We start from the raw sequence: 16,951 nt of genomic DNA, 5'->3' as shown, positions 1-16,951 counted from the left end.
TTCCCAGCGATGAGTGCGTAACGATGACAACTTTGTTGCGCTCTGCAATGGGCCCCTTCGCATCAACAGCGGCTGGGGTCCGCAGTAAGAAGTAGACGGTTCGTGCCTGGCTCGGTGCGGACCGAGACAGGAGAAATGTGGCCAAGGTCCGCGTACATGAGCTCGCCAAAGAGCTCGGTATAACTTCCAAAGATGCAGTGACAAAACTGCAGGAACTGGGCGAATTCGTTCGCTCCGCCTCGTCAACTATCGAGGCCCCCGTTGTGCGTAAACTGCGCAACGCCTTCCCCGACGCTGCCGCAAAGTCGGCGGCTCCGGCCGCAGCGCCCGCCGCTGCCCCCAAGGCGCCCGCTCCCGCAGCAGGCAACCGTCCTTCAGCCCCGGCTCCCGGCCCGGCTGCGCCCAAGGCTCCGGCCCCCAAGGCTGAGGCCCCGGCTCCGGCCGCCCCCGCCGAGCCCGCTGCCAAGGAAGCTGCACCGGCAGCGCCGGCTCCCGCCGCGCCTGCCGCCCCCGCAGCACCGTCTGCGGGTGCTCCTTCCACGGGTGCCAAGCCCGGTGCACGCCCGGCCCCCAAGGCCGAGACCCCGGCTCCCTCCGCCCGTCCGGGTGGATCCACACCGGGTGCCTCCGGCCCCCGTCCCGGCGGACCCCGTCCGGGCAACAACCCCTTCGCCACTTCCCAGGGCATGCCCCGGGGCCGCGGCGGAGACGGTGAGCGCGCCCCGCGCCCCGGCAACAACCCGTTTGCCACCTCGCAGGGCATGCCCCGTCCCGGCGGCAGCCGCACCGACGGCGACCGTCCCGGTGGCCCGCGCCCCGCAGCAGGTGCAGGCGGACCGCGTCCCGGTGGGCCGCGTCCCGCAGCCGGTGCCGGTGGGCCCCGCCCCGCCGCAGGTGCAGGCGGACCCCGTCCGGGTGCACCGCGTCCCGGTGGTCCCCGTCCCACGCCCGGCATGATGCCCAACCGCACTGAGCGTCCCGCACCCGCAGGTGCAGGCCGTCCCGGCGGCGGCCGCGGTCCCGGACGCCCCGGTGGCGCTCCCGGCACCGGTGGTCCCGGTGGCGGCGGCGGTGCTCCCGCCGGCGGCGGTTTCGGCAAGGGCGGCCGCGGCCGCGGCGGCACCCAGGGTGCCTTCGGCAAGGGCGGCGCAGGCCGTGGCAAGCAGCGCAAGTCCAAGCGCGCCAAGCGCCAGGAACTTGAGCAGATGAGTGCCCCGTCGCTGGGTGGCGTGAGCGTACCCCGCGGCGACGGCAACACCGTCATCCGGCTTCGCCGTGGCTCGTCCATCACGGACTTCGCCGACAAGATCGAGGCAAACCCCGCCGCACTGGTCACCGTGCTGTTCCACCTCGGTGAAATGGCCACGGCCACCCAGTCGCTGGACGAAGAGACCTTCGCCCTGCTCGGCGAGGAACTGGGCTACAAGCTCCAGGTTGTCTCGCCGGAGGACGAGGAGCGCGAGCTGCTCTCCGGCTTCGACATCGACTTCGACGCTGAGCTCGAAGCCGAAGGCGACGAAGACCTTGAGGCACGTCCTCCAGTAGTCACCGTCATGGGCCACGTCGACCACGGTAAGACCCGACTGCTCGATGCCATCCGCAAGTCCGACGTCATGGCCGGCGAACACGGCGGCATCACCCAGCACATCGGTGCCTACCAGGTCACACACAACCATGAAGGCACCGACCGCAAGATCACCTTCATCGATACCCCGGGCCACGAGGCGTTCACCGCCATGCGTGCCCGTGGTGCCAAGGTCACCGACATCGCCATCCTGGTGGTCGCAGCCGATGACGGCGTCATGCCGCAGACCGTTGAGGCCCTCAACCACGCCCAGGCGGCCAATGTGCCGATCGTCGTGGCCGTGAACAAGATCGACAAGGAAGGCGCCAACCCGGACAAGGTCCGCGGCCAGCTGACCGAGTACGGCCTGGTTCCCGAGGAATACGGTGGCGACACCATGTTCGTCGAGGTCTCTGCCCGCCAGAACCTCAACATCGACGAGCTGCTCGAGGCCGTCCTGCTCACCGCGGACGCTGCCCTGGACATGCGCGCCAACCCGAACAAGGACGCCCGCGGCATCGCGATCGAAGCCAACCTGGACAAGGGCCGCGGTGCTGTTGCCACCGTCCTGGTCCAGTCCGGTACCCTGCGCGTCGGCGACACCATCGTGGCAGGCACGGCCCACGGCCGCGTCCGTGCGATGTTCGACGACGACGGCAGCGCCCTGACCGAGGCCGGCCCGTCCCGCCCCGTCCAGGTGCTGGGTCTGTCCAACGTGCCGCGCGCCGGCGACACCTTCTTCGTGACCGCTGACGAGCGCACCGCCCGCCAGATCGCCGAGAAGCGTGAAGCAGCCGACCGCAACGCCGCCCTGGCCAAGCGCCGCAAGCGCATCAGCCTGGAAGACTTCGACCAGGCCGTCGCCGAAGGCAAGATCGACACCCTCAACCTCATCCTCAAGGGTGACGTGTCCGGTGCCGTGGAAGCCCTCGAAGACGCGCTGCTCAAGATCGACGTCGGCGAAGGCGTGCAGCTGCGCGTCATCCACCGCGGTGTGGGTGCCATCACGCAGAACGACGTCAACCTGGCAACGGTCGACTCCGCCGTCATCATCGGCTTCAACGTCAAGCCCGCCGAGCGGGTTGCCGAACTGGCAGACCGCGAAGGCGTCGACATGCGCTTCTACTCCGTCATCTACGCAGCAATCGATGACATCGAAGCAGCGCTCAAGGGCATGCTCAAGCCGGAATACGAAGAATTCCAGCTCGGCACCGCCGAGGTCCGCGAAGTCTTCCGCTCCTCCAAGTTCGGAAACATCGCCGGCTCGATCGTCCGCTCGGGCATCATCCGCCGCAACACCAAGGCACGCGTCAGCCGCGACGGCAAGATCATCGGCGACAACCTCACCATCGAGACGCTCAAGCGCTTCAAGGACGACGCCACCGAGGTCCGCACGGACTTCGAGTGTGGTATCGGTCTTGGGTCGTACAACGACATCACCGAAGGCGACATCATCGAGACCTTCGAGATGCGCGAGAAGCCGCGCGTCTAAGCTGGTTTCGAACCGGTAGCGGGGAGCCTCCGAGTTTTGGGGGCGCCCCGCCCCTACGCTGGGCGGCAAAGGATCTCGCGATCCTTTGCCGCCCAGCTCCGGTAGGCCCGATGCCACTCCCGGGCGCCCCCAAAACTCTCCGGCATCGTCGTTGGCCCGCCTTTAGTGCGTGGCAGATAACTGAAACGTCCGATCGCGGCCCCCGTGCCGCCGTCGTACGTCCCTAATTTTTTCTTTTTATAGGAGTTGTTCATGGCTGATCCGGCACGTGCTGCCAAGTTGGCGCAGCGGATTAAGGTTGTTGTTGCTGAGGCTCTGGGCCGGAAGGTCAAGGATCCCCGGCTGGAGGGCATTACTGTTACTGATGCCCGCGTGACCAATGATCTGCAGCACGCCACTGTTTACTACACCGTCTTTGGCGACCAGGCTGTCCAGGCCGACGCTGCCAAGGGGCTTGAGAAGGCCAAGGGTGTGCTCCGGCAGGAGGTGGGCCGGAACATCACCGTGCGCCTGACCCCCACCCTTGAGTTCGTGGCCGACCAGATTCCGGTGAACGCCTCCAACCTGGAGGAGCTGCTGCGGGAGGCCCGCAGGCGGGACGCCGAGGTGGCCGCCCTGGCCGCCAACGCGCGGCACGCGGGCGAGGCCGACCCCTACAAGTCCGATGCGTCCGCCGACGTGGACATCGACGAGGACGACTTCGACGAAGAGGACCTGGACCTCACCGACGATGAGGACCTCGACGAGGACGGCCACAAGTAAAGACGCACACCAGGGCCCGGGAACGTATCCCGGGCCCTGATGCATTTAATCCCCCGCGCCCTGCCGGCGGGGCAGGCTGCCGCTACCGGAGGTCGGCCTTGATGACCTTGCCCGCGGGCGGCTGCGACGGGTCACCCAGGGCATCGACGGTGGCGTAGAGCGTATGGCCACTGATGTCGACATCTGCCGGCATGTTCACCGCCAGGAACTGGGAGCGGTCCCCGTCACAGGTGAACTTCAGGATCTCGCCGCCGAACAGCGATGCAACATAGACATCACCGTTGCCCGCTACCGCCAGGCCCGTGGGGCTGAGGATATCCTCTGCCCAGAGGTCGGTGTCGCCGTTCCACGGATTGATCCTGAAAATGGCACCGCGGGCCCCGAGTTCAGGTCCTTCCGGGCCGCCCGGCAGGGACGTCACATACAGCATCCCGTCAGGTCCGATCCCCACATCCGTGGGTACCGGTTCAAAGGCATACTCATGGCCCACCACGCACGCGGGCACCTCCACCGTGTTTCCCATCATGTCCGTGGGAATCCGCAGGCCCGCCGGAACCACGGCCGGCCGCGGCGGCAGCACGGCGACAGTGTCGATGTCACCGTTCTTCAGGTTCACCTTGAGCACAGCGTTCATGCCTGCATCCGCAACATAGGCAGTGTTGTCGCGCACCGCCAGCGCATATGGATGGGAATCCACGATGCCCTCGTAGCTGGGGGGCGGGAACTGCGGCCACGCCGCGAGGCACTGGGCGCTGACGTCGTCGCCGAATCCGTAGTGCTGGTCACCGTCGGGGTTGTGGCTCCGCTCGTAATCGGCAAAGTCGGCGATGGTCTCAACATCGCCCTGGGCGTCCATGGACTTCAGGTACCCGTGCAGCCCTGCGGGGTCGCCCTGGCCGGCGCCCACGCTTTCAAGGAAGTACGTCGTGCTGCCGCGGGTGTCGGCCCCGGCCACCTCCCAGCCCTGGGGAGTGCCCGTGGAAAGGTCCTCCGTGGACCCGTCCCGGTCAATCCGGGTGAGCTTTCCGGCAAAATCCTGGGACACCAGGACGGATTTTCCGGGTCCGGCAGTGACACGCAGGGGCGAGACGAAGCCTCCTGCAAGCACATCGTAATCCGGTGTCTTGGCGGAAGCGGCGGCAGGGCCTGCGGACGCGATGGCAGCGGCCGAGGCCGCCGTACAGGCTAAGAGTGCGAGTCTTTTGTTCATTGGGTACTCCGGGGTGCGGGCCCTTGCGGGCTGGATGTGGAGCCTCCGCGGAGGCAAAATGGATCCCCCGGGCGCAAGCGTAGGCCCGTACCGGCTGGTAGTGGTTGGGGGCATCTCCCCTTTTTGGCCCCCTTTCCATCCCCCTCCGGGGCGCCCGTGGCTAGGATCGTGCTATGACCTCCGCGGACCACGGCAACAGCCCCTCCATCGACCCTGAGCTGAGCCAATACCTTGGGCAGGCCGTGGACCTGGCCACGCGGAACGTCGGCGAGGGCGGCGGCCCCTTCGGAGCGGTGGTGGTGACCCCCGACGGGCGCGTCCACGCCGGGGTCAACCGGGTGACCCGGGACAACGACCCCACCGCCCACGCCGAGGTGGTGGCCATCCGGGCCGCGGCGGCAGCCACGGTGAATTTCGACCTCACCGGCTCAGTCCTCTACGCAAGCTGCGAGCCGTGCCCCATGTGCCTGGCATCCGCCCTGTGGGCCAGGATCGGCCACGTCTACTTCGCCGCCGACCGGCACGGGGCAGCGGCTGCAGGCTTCGATGACGCGCTCTTCTACGACTACTTCAACGGCGCCGCGCCGGAGCTGATGCCGGTGACCAGGGGTGACATCCCGACGTCGGATCTCCCCTTCCAGACGTGGCGCGCCTTTGACAGCAGGAAGGAATACTAGCCATGGAACCCACACTCGTCAGCTGCCCCAGCTGCGGGAAGACCAACCGCGTGCCCGCCCAGGCTGCCGGCCACCCCCGCTGCGGCAACTGCAAGGCGGACCTGCCGTGGATCGTGTCCGCAGGCGATGGTGACTTCGCTGCCGTGGCGGAGCAGTCCTCAGTTCCGGTGCTGGTGGATTTTTGGGCGGTCTGGTGCGGACCCTGCCGCATGGTCAGCCCCGTCCTGGACAAGCTGGCCCGTGAACGGCCGGGGAAGATCAAGCTGGTAAAGGTGGACGTGGACAAGTCGCCCGGCCTGTCGCGGCGGTTCGACGTGCAGGCCATCCCCACGCTGATGGTGCTCGTGGACGGCAAGGTCGCGGCCCGCCAGGCAGGCGCCGCGCCGGCAGAGGCGCTGCGGTCCTGGCTGGACAAAGCGTTGGCCGGCGCCCGCAGCTGATACTGCCTGGCCCGGGTTTTAACGGCCGGAGGCAGGAAGCCGGGACAGTCCTTCCAACAGATCCTGCTTCCGGCCGCACAGCGCGATCCGGACCCACCCCTCGCCGATGGATCCAAACGCAGTTCCGGGAGCCAGCGCCACCCCGGAGTCGGCCAGGAACCGCCGGACCCAGCTCCGCACATCGCCGCCGGTCACATGGGACATGTCCGCCCACAGATAGAACGCGCCCTGCGCCGGCAGGTAGCGGATGCCCTTCGCCGCCAGGACCGCGGACGCCGCATCCCGGTTGTCCCGATAGTGCTGGTGCGCGTGCCGCACGTAGTCCTGCGGCCCGGTGAGGGCTGCGAGCGCGGCGTACTGCGGGGCGGACGCCACGCAGGAGACGATCGATTCCATGACGTTGTCCATCTGCTGCTCCAGCCCCGGCGGGCAGATGAGCGCGCCGATCCGCAGGCCCGTCAGGCCGTAGGTCTTGGACAGCGTCAACGAGGTGAACACCCGCGCATCCTCCGCCGTGCCGCCGTCGAACCGTGCCGGGCTGACATGCGGGACATCGTAGGTGAACGCCTCGTAGCACTCGTCCGAGATGACCCAGATGTCATGCCTTCGGGCCAGCTCCACCAGCTCACGGACCAGGTCTTCACTGAGCACGGCGCCCAGCGGGTTGGACGGGGAGTTGAGTACCAGGACCCGGGTGCGGCTGGTGATCAGGGCTTCCACGTCCGCGACCCGGGGCTGGAAGCCGTGGTCCGGGTGCAGGGGATAGCCGACGGGAACGGCGTTCAGCAGCCGGCTGGTCATGGCGAAGGTGGGGTAGCCCGGGTTCGGGATCAGGATCTCGTCGCCGGGGGAGAGCAGCAGGCTCATGGCGAAGTGCAGGCCCTGCTGGGCGCCGGACACCACGTACACCCGCTCCGCGCCGACGTCCACGCCCTGTTCCTCCCGGAACCTGGCGGCGAACGCTTCGCGCAGGGCCGGGATCCCGGCGTTGGGCGTGTAGTCGGTCTCGTCCCGGTCCAGGCAGGCGATGCCCGCGTCCAGGACGTGTCGGGGGAGGGGGAAGCCCGGCTCCCCGATGCTGAGCACCACGGCGCCGGGAGTGCGCCAGGCGGCCTCGGTAATCTCGCGGATCTGGTTGACGGGCACGTCGAGGACATGGGCGGCAAGCTCAGGCATGCCAGCCATCCTAGCCGTCCCCTGCCCCGCCTCCGCCCCGCCCGGTGACGTGGCCGCAGTGGTGGGCCGCCGCCGTCGTCCGCTCCCGGCCGGTACCCTGCACATGCGCCCCAACCCGCGCCCATATACTGGGAGGCGTGCTTTCTGGACTGGTGATAGTGGACAAGCCGCAGGGATGGACCAGCCATGATGTGGTTGGCCGGATGCGGCGCCTCGCAGGGACCCGGAAAGTGGGGCATGCAGGAACCCTCGATCCCATGGCCACCGGCGTCCTGGTGCTGGGCATCAACAAAGCCACCCGCCTGCTGACCTACATCGTGGGCACCTCCAAGACCTACACCGCCACCATCCGCCTGGGCCAGTCCACGGTGACCGACGACGCGGAGGGCGAGGTCACGGCCACCACCAGCGCGGCCGGCATCACCGACCAGCAGGTTCACGACGGCGTCGCGGAGCTGACGGGCGACATCCAGCAGGTGCCCAGCAGCGTCAGCGCGATCAAGGTCAACGGCGAACGCGCCTACGCCCGCGTGCGGTCCGGCGAGGACGTCAAGCTCGCCGCGCGCCCCGTCACCATCCACCGGTTCGACGTGCATGGCATCCGCAGGGACGCGGCGGCGGACGTGGTGGACCTGGATGTGACGGTGGAATGCTCCTCCGGCACATACATCCGTGCCCTCGCCCGGGACCTGGGCAACGCCCTCGGCGTCGGCGGCCACCTCACCGCGCTCCGCCGGACCCAGGTGGGCCCCTACTCACTGGACCAGGCGCGCACCCTCGAACAGCTCGCCGATGAGCTCAATGTCCTGGACATGTCCCTCGCCGCCAGGGCGCTGATGCCCAACCGCGAACTCACCGCCGAAGAAACCGCCGAGATCTCCTTCGGCCGGCGGATCGCGGCCGGTGCTGCAGCCGGGACGCCCGGCGCCGCCACGGTGGAGCACCCTGCCGCGGCCTTCGCTCCCGACGGCAGCCTGGTGGCCCTTCTCGCCGACGCGGGAAGCTACGCCAAACCGGTCCTGGTCTTCGCCCCGGGCACCGGGCCTGGCGCCGGGGCCGGGTCTGGCGACGGTGCGGCAACAACCTCCGCAGCGGAGGCATAGGCGTGGACGCGTACTTTTGGATCATCTTGGTGGTCGGCCTGGTATCCACCCTGCTGTGCCTGGGCGCCGGGATCCTGAAGAAGGCACCCAACGACGTCACCATCCTGTCCGTCGTGGCCGTCGAAGTGGCCCTGGTGGTCTACCTGGTGGGGTCGATCGTCCGCGTGATCGCCGGCGAACCGATCGCAGGGGAAGCCTGGGAGTTCTGGGGCTACATGGCCACCGCGATGCTCCTGCCACCCGCCGCCATCTACTGGTCCATCCTGGAGCGCACGCGGTGGAGCAACTTTGTCCTGGCCGCCGTCGGCGTCACGGCGCTGGTGATGGCAGCCCGAATGAACCAGATCTGGTACTGAAGTGGAAGAAGCAGCAGAAATGAAAGACCAGCAGGCCCAGCCCGCCACCGGAGAAACCGTCCGCAACACCCGCAATACCGGGCCCGGGCGCCTCCTGATCGCGGTGTACGGGGTGTTCGCCATCTCGGCCACCGCCCGCGCCGGCTACCAGATCCTCACCAAGTTCTCCGAAGCACCCCTGGCCTACCTGCTCTCCGCCTTTGCCGCCCTGGTCTACATCCTGGCCACCGTGTCACTGGCCAAGGCCGGAACCACATGGTTCAAGGTTTCGGTTGCGGCGGTGCTGGTGGAACTTGCCGGCGTCCTCGTGGTGGGGACCCTGAGCATCCTGGACTCCGTGCAGTTCCCGCATGAGACTGTCTGGTCGCTGTTTGGCCGCGGCTACGGTTTCATCCCGCTGCTGCTGCCCATCCTGGGACTGGTGTGGCTGTACCGGCGCCGGCCCTCACAGGCGAAGACTGCGCAGTGACGGGCAAAGCTGCACAGTGAATCCGGGTAATCTTGAAGAGTTCCGCGGCCGGAAGGGTCCCGGAACGTTGATGCTTTCAGGCAGCTTAAGGCGAGGGTGATGGTTTACATCTGGAACGATCCGTCCGATGTCCCGGCGGACTTCGGCCCATCTGTTGTCACTTTCGGCAACTTCGACGGCGTTCACCGAGGCCACCAGCAGGTGCTGTCCCAGCTGATCCGGTCGGCCCGCCTCTCCCATGCCAAGGCAGTGGCCGTCACGTTCGACCCCCACCCCGCTGTGATCCACCGGCCGGAGGCTGCACCGGAGCTCATCATGGGCCTGGACGACAAGCTGGAGGCGCTGGGCGAACTGGGCCTGGATGCGGTCCTGGTGGTCAAGTACTCCCTGGACCTCGCCAGCCTCACGGCCGAAGAGTTCGTGGAGCAGTACCTGGTGGACTGCCTGCACGCCAGCCACGTGGTCATCGGCCACGATGCCCGGTTCGGCCGCGGCAACTCCGGCGACCTGGACACCATGAAGGCGCTCGGCGAAAAATTCGGCTTCGATGTCCAGGTGATCAGCGAATTCGGGGCCGAAGGCTACCCGCTGCATGACGACGACGGCACGGACCGCCGCTGTTCCTCCACCTGGGTGCGCGAAGCGCTGCAGGCCGGAGATGTCACCACCGCTGCATCGGTCCTGGGGCGGCCGCACCGGATGCGCGGCGAGGTGGTCCACGGCGCCGCCCGCGGCAGGGCACTGGGGTTCCCCACGGCGAACCTTGCCTCCAACGCCACAGGGCTGATTCCCGCCGACGGCATTTACGCCGGATGGCTGGTGGACCAGGCAGGCAAGCGCTGGCCCGCGGCCATCTCCGTGGGGTCCAACCCCACGTTCGACGGCGTCAGCCGCCAGGTCGAGGCGCACGTCATCGACAGGCCCAAGGAAGCCGTAGAGGACTTCGATCTGTACGGCCAGACAGTGATCGTTGAATTCGTGGAGCGGCTTCGCGGCATGGTGGCCTACCGTGGCCCTGAGGCACTGGTGGAACAAATGCGGCTGGACGTGGCGCAGGCCCACCAGCTCCTGGGCGGCCGCTGACAGTACGGCCCGGGTGACAACAACGAAAGGCAGGACGTGTCCGTCGAGAAGAACACCCGCAAGCTGGATAAGGGGATTGTCCGCGACTTCAGCTCACGGATGAGCTACGCCTCCTACCTGCAGCTCCCCACCCTGCTCAGTGCCCAGCAGCCGGTCAGCCAGCCCGAACACCACGACGAACTGCTGTTCATCATCCAGCACCAGACCACGGAGCTGTGGCTGAAACTGGTCCTGCATGAACTGCGCAGCGCCGCCGCCTGGCTCCGCGAAGACGACCTCGGTTCGGCACTCAAGGGCATCGCCCGGGTCAAGCACATCCAGAAGACCCTCACCGAGCAGTGGTCCGTGCTGGCCACCCTGACGCCCACCGAGTACTCGCAGTTCCGCGGCTTCCTGGGCAACTCGTCAGGTTTCCAGTCTGCGCAGTACCGGGCCGTTGAGTTCGTCCTGGGGAACAAGAACCGCAAGATGCTGCCGGTCTTCGAATCCGATCCTGAGGCCCACGCAATGCTCGAGGAACTGCTTGCTGCTCCCAGCATCTACGACGAGTTCCTGGCCTACCTCTCCCGGCAGGGCTTCGACGTCCCGCCTGCAGTCCTGGACCGGGACGTGACCCGCGCCCACGAGTTCACCCCGGAGCTGGTACCGCTCTTCAAGCACATCTACGAGAATGCCGCGGACAACTGGGCGGCCTACGAGGCCTGCGAGGAACTGGTGGACCTGGAGGATAATTTCCAGCTCTGGCGGTTCCGGCACCTGCGCACCGTCCAGCGGACCATCGGCATGAAGACCGGCACCGGGGGATCCAGCGGTGTGACCTTCCTGCAGAAGGCCCTGGAACTGACGTTCTTCCCGGAATTATTCGCGGTCAGGACGGAGATCGGACAATGAGCATCCACCAGGAAAACATCGCCGGCGTGACGGCGGAAACGCTCCGGCAGCGCGCCGAAGAGCTGGACCGGAAAGACGCCCTGGCGCACTACCGGGACCACTTCATCGGCACCGACACGCCCCTGTCCTACCTGGACGGCAACTCGCTGGGCCGGCCCCTGAAGCGGACGGCGGACGACGTCTCCGCCTTCATCCGCGACGAGTGGGGCGGACGGCTGATCCGAGGCTGGGACGAACAATGGCTCGCCATGCCGCAGGCCATCGGCGACCAGCTGGGCCGTGCCGTCCTGGGTGCGGCGCCGGGGCAGACCATCATCGCCGACTCCACCACCGTTGTGCTGTACAAACTGATCCGGGCAGCCCTCGCCGCCGTGGCAGACCCGGACCGGAACGAGTTGGTGCTCGACACCGAAAACTTCCCCACCGACCGCTACCTGGTGGAGGGCATCGCCCTCGAGGAAGGCCTGACCCTCCGCTGGATTGAACCGGACCCCGCCGCAGGGGTGACGCTCGAGCAGGTGCGCCAGGCCACCGGGCCACGCACCGCCGTCGTCCTCCTCAGCCAGATCGCCTACCGTTCAGGCCACCTCGCTGACCTGCCCGGCATCACCAAAGCAGTGCACGACGCCGGCGCCCTGGTGGTGTGGGACCTGTGCCATTCGGCGGGGTCGGTGGAGATCGACCTGGACGGCGCGGACGTGGACTTGGCCGCCGGCTGCACCTACAAATACCTCAACGGAGGCCCCGGCTCCCCGGCGTTCGCCTACGTCAACGCACGGCACCTGCCCGCACTGAACCAGCCGATCTGGGGCTGGATGGGACGCAAAGACGCTTTCGAAATGGCGGCCGGCTACCAGCCGGCATCCGGCATCCGTGGGTTCCTCAGCGGCACCCCCGCGATCTTCGGCATGATCGCCATGCAGGGAACCCTGGACCTCATCGAAGAGGCCGGCATGGCCGCCATCCGGTCGAAGTCCGAAGACCTTACCGCCTTCGCCGTTGAGGTCTTCGACGCGTGGCTGGCACCCCTGGGAGCCGAACTGGCCACGCCCCGGAATCCGGGGGAGCGGGGCGGGCACATCACGGTGGACCACGCCGGGTTCACCAAGGCCACCGTCGAGGCCCTGTGGGACGGCGACGTCATCCCCGACTTCCGCTCGCCGCACGGCATCCGGGTGGGCCTGTCACCCCTGAGCACCAGCTTTGCCGAAGTGCTCCACGGCATGGCCGCCATCCGGGACAGGCTGCAGGGCTGACCACAGCGGTGATCCCGCCGCACGTGTTTCGACAAGGTTAGGCCCGGGCCGGTAAACTGGACGATGGATCCCGCTGCAGTCCGTGGCGGCTGGTTCCTGTTGGTGGCGGCCCCTTCCGGATTACCGGGGCGGACGAACACGGCAGACCCGGCAGTGAGTTACTGACCTGGGCCCTCACGGCACATTCCCAAGGAGTTATTGTGGCACTTGACGCCGCTGTAAAGCAGTCCATCATCAAGGAATACGCAACCGCCGAAGGCGACACCGGTTCACCGGAGGTCCAGGTTGCCGTCCTGACCCAGCGGATCAAGGATCTGACTGAGCACATGAAGGAGCACAAGCACGACTACCACACCCAGCGCGGTCTGCTGGCCATGGTTGGTCGCCGCAAGCGCATGCTGAGCTACCTCAAGAAGACTGACATCGCCCGCTACCGTTCGCTCATCGAGCGCCTCGGCCTGCGCCGCTAGTCTGGCTTTGGGGCGGCCCTTTCCATCCGGAACGGGCCGCCTTCTTCAAATGAAAAACTAAACAGGAGGATCAACCGCATCACGCATTCGCGGTCCTCGGTAGTGATCCCCGGGAACGGCTTCGTTGACTGAAGCCGGCGGCCCGTGGGTCTCGATCGATGACCGGGTGCAGGGCCAGTAGACAGATGCTGGCCAGGTTGATGCGGCTGGACTTCCGCAAAAAAGAAACGGAGGTGACTCTCTTGGAGGGTCCCGAAATCCAGTTCTCGGAAGCAGTCATTGACAATGGCCGTTTCGGCAAGCGCGTAATCCGCTTCGAAACCGGCCGGCTTGCCAAGCAGGCAGCCGGCGCGGCCATGGTGTACATCGACGATGACACCGCGCTGCTGTCCGCAACCACCGCCGGCAAGCACCCGCGTGAAGGCTTCGACTTCTTCCCGCTGACCGTCGACGTCGAAGAGCGCATGTACGCTGCCGGCCGTATCCCGGGCTCATTCTTCCGCCGCGAAGGCCGCCCGTCCACCGAAGCCATCCTGGCCTGCCGCCTGATGGACCGCCCGCTGCGCCCCGCCTTCATCAAGGGCCTGCGCAACGAGGTCCAGATCGTGGTCACCGTCCTGGCCATCAACCCGGACGAGCTCTACGACGTGGTGGCCATCAACGCCTCCTCCATGTCCACGCAGCTGTCCGGCCTGCCGTTCTCCGGCCCCATCGGCGGCGTCCGCGTTGCCCTGGTGAACGACGAAAACGGCTCCCAGTGGGTTGCTTTCCCCAAGCACTCCCAGCTCGAGAACTCCGTGTTCAACATGGTGGTTGCCGGCCGCGTTGCCGGTGACGACGTTGCCATCATGATGGTCGAGGCCGAAGCCACGGACAACTCCTGGAACCTCATCAAGGAACAGGGCGCCACCGCCCCCACCGAAGAGGTTGTGGCCGAGGGCCTGGAGGCTGCCAAGCCGTTCATCAAGGCCCTGTGCGACGCCCAGGCTGACCTGGCCGCCCGCGCTGCCAAGCCCACGGTCGAGTTCCCGGTCTTCCTGGACTACGAGGACGACGCCTACGCTGCCGTCGAGTCCGCTGCCGCCGACAAGCTCGCCGCCGTCTTCCAGATCGCCGACAAGCAGGAACGCGACAACGCTTCCGACGCACTCAAGGACGAGGTCCTCGCCGGCCTCGCCGGCCAGTTCGAAGGCCGCGAGAAGGAACTGTCCGCAGCGTTCCGCTCGGTCACCAAGCACGTTGTGCGCCAGCGCATCCTCAAGGACCAGGTCCGCATCGACGGCCGTGGCCTGACGGACATCCGCCAGCTCACCGCCGAGGTCGAGGTCCTGCCCCGCGTCCACGGTTCCGCCATCTTCGAACGCGGCGAGACCCAGATCATGGGTGTCACCACGCTGAACATGCTCAAGATGGAACAGCAGATCGACTCGCTGTCGCCGGTCACGCGCAAGCGCTACATGCACAACTACAACTTCCCGCCGTACTCCACCGGTGAAACCGGCCGCGTGGGCTCGCCCAAGCGCCGCGAAATCGGCCACGGCGCCCTGGCCGAACGTGCACTCGTGCCCGTCCTGCCGTCCCGCGAGGAATTCCCCTACGCCATCCGCCAGGTGTCCGAAGCCCTCGGCTCCAACGGTTCGACGTCGATGGGTTCCGTCTGCGCCTCCACCCTGTCCCTGCTGAACGCCGGTGTGCCCCTTAAGGCCGCCGTCGCCGGCATCGCCATGGGCCTGGTCTCCGACCAGGTGGACGGCCAGACACGCTACGCAGCCCTGACCGACATCCTCGGTGCCGAAGACGCCTTCGGTGACATGGACTTCAAGGTTGCCGGTACCTCCGAGTTCGTTACGGCCATCCAGCTGGACACCAAGCTCGACGGCATCCCGGCCTCGGTCCTGGCCGCAGCCCTGAAGCAGGCCCGCGAAGCCCGCCTGCACATCCTCGAGGTCATCAACTCGGCCATCGACACCCCGGACGAGCTCTCCGAGTTCGCACCGCGCGTCATCGCCGTGAAGATCCCCGTGGACAAGATCGGCGAGGTCATCGGCCCCAAGGGCAAGATGATCAACCAGATCCAGGAAGACACCGGCGCCGACATCTCCATCGAGGACGACGGCACCGTCTACATTGGCGCCACCAACGGTCCGTCTGCCGACGCAGCACGTTCCGCCATCAACGCCATCGCGAACCCGCAGGTCCCGGAAATCGGCGAGCGCTACCTGGGTACGGTCGTCAAGACCACCACCTTCGGTGCCTTCGTATCGCTGACCCCGGGCAAGGACGGCCTCCTGCACATCTCCGAGCTCCGCAAGCTGGCCAACGGCAAGCGCGTGGACAACGTGGAAGACGTGGTCTCCGTCGGTCAGAAGATCCAGGTGGAAATCACCAAGATTGACGACCGCGGAAAGCTCTCGCTCGCCCCGGTGGTCGCTGAGGAAGAGGCTCCGGCCGACTCCGAGCGCGCCCACGCCACGGAGCCTGCCGAAGGCGCTGACGTCTAACAGCCCGGGCTTCCCGGCACAAGCATGAAGCGGCGGGACCGGTGGATGATCCACCGGTCCCGCCGCTGTTACGATGGCAGCCAGATCCGGCTGCCCGTCCTGAAAGGCATCAATGACTGTTGTACCCCTGCCGCTTGAGCAGAACCACGCCGGCGACACCCTGGTCCACGGCTCCGACGGCGGGTCCGAGGTCCGGCGTTCAGTGCTGCCGGGGGGAGTGCGGGTACTGACGGAAGCGATGCCGGGCCAACGGTCAGCCACCATCGGCTTCTGGGTGGGCGTAGGCTCCCGCGACGAGGCTCCCGGCCAGCACGGATCCACCCACTTCCTTGAACACCTGCTGTTCAAGGGCACCAGGCGCCGCACGGCCCTGGAGATCGCCTCCGCCTTTGATGAGGTGGGCGGTGAATCGAACGCGGCCACCGCCAAGGAAAGCACCTGCTACTTTGCCCGGGTCCTTGACTCGGACCTGCCGATGGCCATCGACGTCATAGCGGACATGATCACCGGCGCCGTGCTGGACCCTGACGAGATGGAGCAGGAACGGGACGTCATCCTCGAGGAAATCGCCATGGACAGCGATGACCCCACCGATGTTGCCCACGAGCACTTCGTGGCCAAGGTCCTGGGAAGCCACCCGCTTGGCCGTCCCATCGGCGGCACCCCCGCGGCCATCAAGGCCGTTGCCAGGGACTCGGTGTGGGAGCACTACCGCAGGTACTACAAACCGGAGGAACTGGTCATCACCGCCGCGGGCGGCCTGGACCACGACGTCGTCTGCGGCCTTGTGGTGGACGCCCTCCAGGCCGCGGGCTGGTCACTGGAACCGGACGCGGCACCGGTGCAGCGCCGGTCCACCGAACGTGCCCTGATCACCGGAACCGCCGGCCTGCACGTGGTCAAGCGCGCGGTGGAGCAGGCGAACATCATCATGGGATGCCCCACCATCGTTGCCACCGACGAGCGCCGCTACGTCATGAGCGTCCTGAATGCGGTGCTGGGCGGCGGCATGTCCTCCAGGCTGTTCCAGGAAGTCCGCGAGAAGCGCGGCCTGGTGTACTCCACCTACTCCTTTGCCTCGTCCTACGCCGACGCCGGCTATTTCGGCATGTACGCGGGCTGCACACCATCCAAGGTCCGGCAGGTGCTGGACCTGCTGGCGATCGAGCTGGACAAGCTCGCCGAACACGGAATCTCCGAGGACGAGCTCCGCAAGGCCGTGGGACAGCTTGGCGGCGGAATCGTCCTGGCCCTGGAGGACACGGGCTCGCGGATGTCCCGGCTGGGCAGGGCCGAACTGGTGTCCGGTGAATACCAGGACATTGATGAGACGCTGCGCCTTATCAAGGCCGTCACCGTTGAACAGGTCCAGGAACTGGCTGCCGAACTCGCCGCGGCGCCGCGGACCGTCACAGTGGTTGGCCCGTTCGAGGAGAACGAGACCTTCGGGCTGTAGCCAACCGGCTGCATACGGCACAGAGGCTGGCGGCGCCACGCAGAA

15 protein-coding genes are annotated in these 16,951 nt (G+C 67.2%); 13 read left to right on the top strand and 2 right to left on the bottom strand.

The window, feature by feature from the left end; all coding sequences use genetic code 11:
• The first annotated feature begins 137 nt into the window (after nt 1-137).
• Together infB and rbfA are read left to right on the top strand one after the other, a co-directional pair.
• Complete coding sequence (gene infB / locus AB0280_RS12960) at nt 138-3,056, top strand: translation initiation factor IF-2 (protein WP_224025587.1); 2,919 nt, start codon at nt 138-140, stop codon at nt 3,054-3,056.
• A gap of 252 nt (nt 3,057-3,308) precedes the next feature.
• The gene (gene rbfA, locus AB0280_RS12955) at nt 3,309-3,818 is read left to right on the top strand and encodes a 30S ribosome-binding factor RbfA (RefSeq protein WP_307492263.1); all 510 of its coding nucleotides are present in this window, start codon (nt 3,309-3,311) and stop codon (nt 3,816-3,818) included.
• A gap of 82 nt (nt 3,819-3,900) precedes the next feature.
• Here the strand turns inward: rbfA and AB0280_RS12950 are convergent, their stop codons facing one another.
• Nucleotides 3,901-5,028 carry a ScyD/ScyE family protein gene (locus AB0280_RS12950; RefSeq protein WP_366367427.1) on the bottom strand — a complete coding sequence of 376 codons (1,128 nt, stop codon included), beginning with the start codon at nt 5,026-5,028 and terminating at the stop codon, nt 3,901-3,903.
• 173 nt (nt 5,029-5,201) lie between these two features.
• On the opposite strand from AB0280_RS12950, the gene AB0280_RS12945 reads away from it, so the two are divergent.
• Together AB0280_RS12945 and trxA are read left to right on the top strand one after the other, a co-directional pair.
• Nucleotides 5,202-5,705, top strand: coding sequence for a nucleoside deaminase (locus AB0280_RS12945; protein WP_307492261.1), 504 nt, complete (start codon nt 5,202-5,204; stop codon nt 5,703-5,705).
• Between the two features lie 2 nt (nt 5,706-5,707).
• On the top strand, nt 5,708-6,145 hold the full coding sequence (gene trxA / locus AB0280_RS12940; protein WP_307492260.1) for a thioredoxin: 438 nt from the start codon (nt 5,708-5,710) through the stop codon (nt 6,143-6,145).
• Between the two features lie 18 nt (nt 6,146-6,163).
• Here the strand turns inward: trxA and AB0280_RS12935 are convergent, their stop codons facing one another.
• Nucleotides 6,164-7,321, bottom strand: coding sequence for a pyridoxal phosphate-dependent aminotransferase (locus AB0280_RS12935; RefSeq protein ID WP_307492259.1), 1,158 nt, complete (start codon nt 7,319-7,321; stop codon nt 6,164-6,166).
• A 137-nt stretch (nt 7,322-7,458) separates the two neighbouring features.
• Between AB0280_RS12935 and truB the strand changes: the two genes are divergently transcribed.
• The 9 genes from truB (at nt 7,459) to AB0280_RS12890 (ending at nt 16,906) form a co-directional block, all read left to right on the top strand.
• Nucleotides 7,459-8,424: a tRNA pseudouridine(55) synthase TruB gene (truB, locus tag AB0280_RS12930; protein WP_307492257.1), complete on the top strand. Its 966-nt coding sequence runs from the start codon at nt 7,459-7,461 to the stop codon at nt 8,422-8,424.
• Between the two features lie 2 nt (nt 8,425-8,426).
• Nucleotides 8,427-8,780 carry a hypothetical protein gene (locus tag AB0280_RS12925; protein WP_159632352.1) on the top strand — a complete coding sequence of 118 codons (354 nt, stop codon included), beginning with the start codon at nt 8,427-8,429 and terminating at the stop codon, nt 8,778-8,780.
• A 19-nt stretch (nt 8,781-8,799) separates the two neighbouring features.
• On the top strand, nt 8,800-9,249 hold the full coding sequence (locus AB0280_RS12920) for a hypothetical protein (RefSeq protein ID WP_159632351.1): 450 nt from the start codon (nt 8,800-8,802) through the stop codon (nt 9,247-9,249).
• A 99-nt stretch (nt 9,250-9,348) separates the two neighbouring features.
• On the top strand, nt 9,349-10,332 hold the full coding sequence (locus AB0280_RS12915) for a bifunctional riboflavin kinase/FAD synthetase (RefSeq protein ID WP_307492254.1): 984 nt from the start codon (nt 9,349-9,351) through the stop codon (nt 10,330-10,332).
• Between the two features lie 36 nt (nt 10,333-10,368).
• On the top strand, nt 10,369-11,223 hold the full coding sequence (kynA, locus tag AB0280_RS12910; RefSeq protein ID WP_224025592.1) for a tryptophan 2,3-dioxygenase: 855 nt from the start codon (nt 10,369-10,371) through the stop codon (nt 11,221-11,223).
• Complete coding sequence (locus tag AB0280_RS12905) at nt 11,220-12,479, top strand: kynureninase (protein WP_366367424.1); 1,260 nt, start codon at nt 11,220-11,222, stop codon at nt 12,477-12,479. Before kynA ends, AB0280_RS12905 begins: the two co-directional genes overlap by 4 nt.
• A gap of 200 nt (nt 12,480-12,679) precedes the next feature.
• Complete coding sequence (rpsO, locus tag AB0280_RS12900) at nt 12,680-12,949, top strand: 30S ribosomal protein S15 (protein WP_043452786.1); 270 nt, start codon at nt 12,680-12,682, stop codon at nt 12,947-12,949.
• A gap of 242 nt (nt 12,950-13,191) precedes the next feature.
• Complete coding sequence (locus tag AB0280_RS12895) at nt 13,192-15,450, top strand: polyribonucleotide nucleotidyltransferase (protein WP_159635603.1); 2,259 nt, start codon at nt 13,192-13,194, stop codon at nt 15,448-15,450.
• A 112-nt stretch (nt 15,451-15,562) separates the two neighbouring features.
• Complete coding sequence (locus AB0280_RS12890) at nt 15,563-16,906, top strand: M16 family metallopeptidase (protein WP_159632347.1); 1,344 nt, start codon at nt 15,563-15,565, stop codon at nt 16,904-16,906.
• The last annotated feature ends 45 nt before the right edge of the window (nt 16,907-16,951 follow it).

The organism is Pseudarthrobacter sp. 902506025, from assembly GCF_040702325.1.
In the GTDB taxonomy this organism is placed as follows: Bacteria; Actinomycetota; Actinomycetes; order Actinomycetales; family Micrococcaceae; genus Arthrobacter.
This window is presented reverse-complemented; position numbering and strand designations above follow the sequence as displayed.